4 protein-coding genes are annotated in these 4044 nt (G+C 77.5%); 2 read left to right on the top strand and 2 right to left on the bottom strand.

The window, feature by feature from the left end:
- Positions 1-38 precede the first annotated feature (38 nt).
- Both ACTUAL_RS00905 and ACTUAL_RS00910 read left to right on the top strand, forming a co-directional pair.
- Positions 39-251, top strand: a complete 213-nt coding sequence (locus tag ACTUAL_RS00905; protein WP_096495905.1) for a hypothetical protein — start codon at positions 39-41, stop codon at positions 249-251.
- Between the two features lie 65 nt (positions 252-316).
- The gene (locus ACTUAL_RS00910; protein WP_440898922.1) at positions 317-1798 is read left to right on the top strand and encodes a diguanylate cyclase domain-containing protein; all 1482 of its coding nucleotides are present in this window, start codon (positions 317-319) and stop codon (positions 1796-1798) included.
- Here the strand turns inward: ACTUAL_RS00910 and ACTUAL_RS00915 are convergent.
- Together ACTUAL_RS00915 and ACTUAL_RS00920 are read right to left on the bottom strand one after the other, a co-directional pair.
- Entirely contained in the window at positions 1795-2565 is a 771-nt protein-coding gene (locus tag ACTUAL_RS00915; protein WP_096495907.1) for a cyclase family protein, read from the bottom strand. The two genes, ACTUAL_RS00910 and ACTUAL_RS00915, sit on opposite strands and share 4 nt — an antisense overlap.
- Positions 2566-3075: 510 nt before the next feature.
- Positions 3076-4044, bottom strand: a 969-nt coding sequence (locus ACTUAL_RS00920; protein ID WP_440898923.1) for a zinc-binding dehydrogenase, incomplete at its 5' end; no start/stop codon positions are given.

The raw sequence follows: 4044 nt of genomic DNA on the forward strand, positions 1-4044 counted from the left end.
GCGCGCACCCGCGCCGCACGCGCCCCCGGAGGCCCGCGATGACCCATCCCCAGACGACCGCGCTCACCGCCTTCGTCGACCGCGCGCAGCGGCCGTTGTGGCTGGGCCTGGCCGCGCTGTTCGCCCTGGTCGGGGCGGTGAACGTGGCGGTGGCGGTGAACGAGTCGGCGTGGTGGCAGGGCGCCGTGGCGCTCCTGCTGCTGGGCGCGTCCTCCGCCTGCGCGCGGTCCGGGCTCAGAACCCGAGCCTGATCCCCCGGCGGGACCCCGCACCTGATTCCCCGGCCTGACCCGCCCCCGGCTGCGACACTGGCCGGGTGCTGGGCGGACCGGGGTTCGGCGGGCTCGTGGCGGTGGTGCTCGGGGCCGCCTCGCTGGCCGCCGGGACCGCCGCCAGCGGGGTGCTGGGCGAGACCGGCTCCACCGCGCTCGACGACCTCGCGCAGCTCGCCGCCGGGCTGTTCGCCGCCGCCTCGTGCCTGGTCACGGCACGGCGCGCGCACGGCCCCGACCGCCGCTGGCGGGTGCTGCTCGGGCTGGGCGCGCTGAGCTGGTCGGCCGGGCAGGCGGCGTGGACGTGGCAGCAGCTCGTCCTGGCCCGCGCCGTCCCCTCCCCCACGATCGCCGACGCCGGGTACCTCGGGCTGGTGCCGTTCGCGCTGGCCGCGCTGCTCGTCCTCGGCGGGCACCGCGGGGCGCCGCCGCCCGAGGTGCGCACGCCGCTGGTGCCGCCGCTGGACGGGCTGATCGTCGCGGGCTCGCTGTTCCTGCTGACCTGGTCCTCGTCGCTGGGCGCGCTGGTGGCACGCGGCGGCCCCGACCCGGCGGCGTTCCTGGTCGCCGTGGCCTACCCGGTGACCGACCTGGTGCTGCTCGTGGTCGTGGTGGTGCTCGCCGCCGGGCGGGACGTGCTGCTCCGGTCGCAGCTGCGCCTGATCGGGCTGGGGCTGGTCGGGCTGGCGGTGTCCGACGGCACGTTCGCGTACCTGGTCAGCGCGCAGGCCCCGGCCGTGCCGCCGCTGGCCAACGCCGGGTTCACGCTGGGCCCCGCGCTGCTCGGGCTGGCCGCGCTCGCCCCGCCGCCCGCCGACCGGGGCGAGCCGCGCGCGTCCACCGGTCCGCGCCGGGCGCACCTGCTGCTGCCGTACCTGCCGCTGCTGCTGAGCTGGGCGGTGGTGCTGCACCGGACCGCGAGCGGGACGACGGGCGAGCTGGACGGGGTGGAGGTGGCGTGCGGGTTCACCGTGTTCGGGGCGGTGGTGGCGCGGCAGCTGGTCGCCCTGGTCGCGAACACCCGGCTCGCGGCGCTGCTGCGCGCGTCCGAGCGGGAGCTGGCGCACCGGGCGACGCACGACGCGCTGACCGGGCTGGCGGGGCGGGCGCTGTTCGAGCGCAGGCTGGCCGAGGCGGTGGCGGAGCACCACGTCGAGGGGACCCCGTTCGGGGTGCTCTTCGTGGACCTCGACCGGTTCAAGGCGGTGAACGACACCGAGGGCCACGCCAGTGGGGACGCGCTGCTCGGGCGGGTGGCCGGGCACCTGCGGGCGTGCGTGCGGGACGTGGACGTGGTGGCGCGGCTGGGCGGCGACGAGTTCGCGGTGCTGATCACCGGGGCGCAGGACCCGGAGGCGGTGGGGCGGCGGGTGCTGGCCGAGCTGGGCGGGATCAGCGCGAGCCTGGGGGTGGTGGTGTGCGCGGACGTCGAGCCGGAGGACACCGCGCAGGCCGTGCTGCACCGCGCCGACCAGGCCATGTACCGGGCGAAGCGGCGCGGCGGCGGCGGGCTGGTGGTGGGCTAGCGGGGGTGCTTGGGCACGAACGCGTACACGCTGGCGGGCGACCCGGACCCGCGCCGGTTGACCGTTCCGCCGACCAGCACGTGCGCCCCGGTCTCCGGCAGCCCGGCCAGGTTCGCGAGGACCTCCAGGCTGATCCGGTGCTCGCGGTAGAGCAGCTTGGAGACCCGGTAGTCGCCGTCGACGCCGGCGTCCGGCCCGAACGCGTCGGTGCCCAGCGCGCCGCGGCGACCGAGCCGCCCGGTGTCCAGCAGCCAGCGGACGGCGGCGACCGAGAACCCCGGCTGGTGGACCTGGCCGGTCTCGTCGCGGTTGTAGAACGCGGGCGTGCCCCAGCGGTCCTCCCAGCCGGTCCACAGGACCACGGCCGCGCAGCGCGGGATGCGCCCGTGCGCGCGCTCCCAGCGCAGCAGGTCGTCGACGGAGAGCTCGTAGTCGGCGTCGCGGGCGGCCCGGTCCCGGACGTCGATCTTCACGGCGGGCAGGAGGAGGTCCTCGGGGTCGAGCTCGTCGGCGTGCGGCTGCCCGTCGGTGAAGTGCGCGGGCGCGCCCCAGTGCGTGCCGGTGTGCTCGCCCTGGTGCAGGTACCGGAGGTAGTAGCCGTCGCGCGCGACGGTGGCGACCGTCTCGGCGGTGAAGGCCGGGTCGCCGGGGTACCCGCTGGTGCGGTCGGGGTCGTTGACGTGCGCGAGGTTGACCAGCCGGTACCCGTCCAGCCCGCCCCGCGCGGGCGCGGCCCGCCGCCCCCGGAGCGCGACCGCCCCGCCCACCGCAACCACCGCACCGGCGACAGCCACCAGCCCACGCACCCGAACCCCTTCCCGCGGAACCGCGCCACCGTACCGACTCGACCGACCACGACCGGCGGCACGACGCGCGCACCGGCCGATCGGGTGAAGCGCGCCGCCTCGCCGGGTGCTCGCGGGGGGGCTGGGACGTCGACGGGGCGCTCGGCGGGCGGGCTTCGGTAGCCTGTCCGACATGTCGACGGTGAGCAGGCTGGACGCCCGCATCCGCGCGCTCGAAACCCGCCTCGACGAGGTCTCCGGCACGCAGGAGATCGTCGTGGAGCGGATGGCCGCGCAGATCGACGAGATCCACCGGGGGATGTCGCTCGTCCTCACCGTGCTGACGCGCGATCCGGAACTCGCGAAGGCCGCGCACCAGGCGGGGCAGGCGCCTCGCCAGGCGTGCCGGCCTTCCCGGTCAGGTCAGAGCTGGCGTTCTTCTCGTCGCCCACGGATCACTCCTCTCCACGCGCGGTCACCGCTCCCCGCCGCTCACGGCACCACCACCTGCCGCACCGCCTCACCACCGGCCAGCCGGTCGAAGCCCGCGCCCACCTCCTCCAGCGCCAGCCTCCCGCTCAGCAGCCGCTCCACCGGCAGCAGCCCGGCCCGGTGCAGGGCGATGAACCGGGGGACGTCCCGCCCCGGCACGCACGAGCCGAGGTAGCTGCCCCTCAGGGTCCGCTCCTCCGCGACCAGGCTCAGCGCGGGCAGCACCAGCTCCCGGTCCGGGTGGGGCAGGCCGACGGTCACCGTGGTGCCGCCCGGCGCCGTCGCCGCGTACGCCTGCGCCAGCGCGGCGGGCACCCCGGTGGTGTCCACGACCTTGTCCGCGCCTCCCCCGGTCAGCTCCCGGACCGCCTCGACCGCGTCCGGACCGGCCGCCACGGCGTCGGTCGCGCCCAGGTCCAGGGCCAGCTCCCGCTTGCCCGCCACCAGGTCCACGGCCACGATCCGCGCCGCCCCGGCCGCCCTGGCGGCGAGCAGCGCGGCCAGCCCGACCCCGCCGAGGCCGAACACCGCGACCACGTCCCCCGGCCCGACCCGCGCGCTGTGCAGCACCGCGCCCGCCCCGGTGAGCACCGCGCAGCCGAACAGCGCGGCCACCTCGAACGGCAGGTCCGCGGGCGCCTTGGTGGCCGAGCGGGCGGAGACCACCGCGTGCTCGGCGAAGCCGGAGACGCCCAGGTGGTGGTGCGGCCTCGTCCCGTCGGGCAGGCGCAGGCGGCGCGCGCCGGACAGCAGGGCGCCGTCCCGGTTCGCCGCCGCGCCCGGCTCGCACAGCGCGGGCCGCCCGGCCGCGCAGCGGCGGCACGCGCCGCAGGCGGGCACGAACGACAGGACCACGTGGTCGCCGGGGGCGACCGAGGTGACGCCCTCGCCGACCTCCTCCACGATGCCGGCGCCCTCGTGGCCCAGCACGAGCGGGGTGGGGAGTGGGATCGTGCCGTTCACGACCGA

This window comes from Actinosynnema sp. (assembly GCF_052038725.1).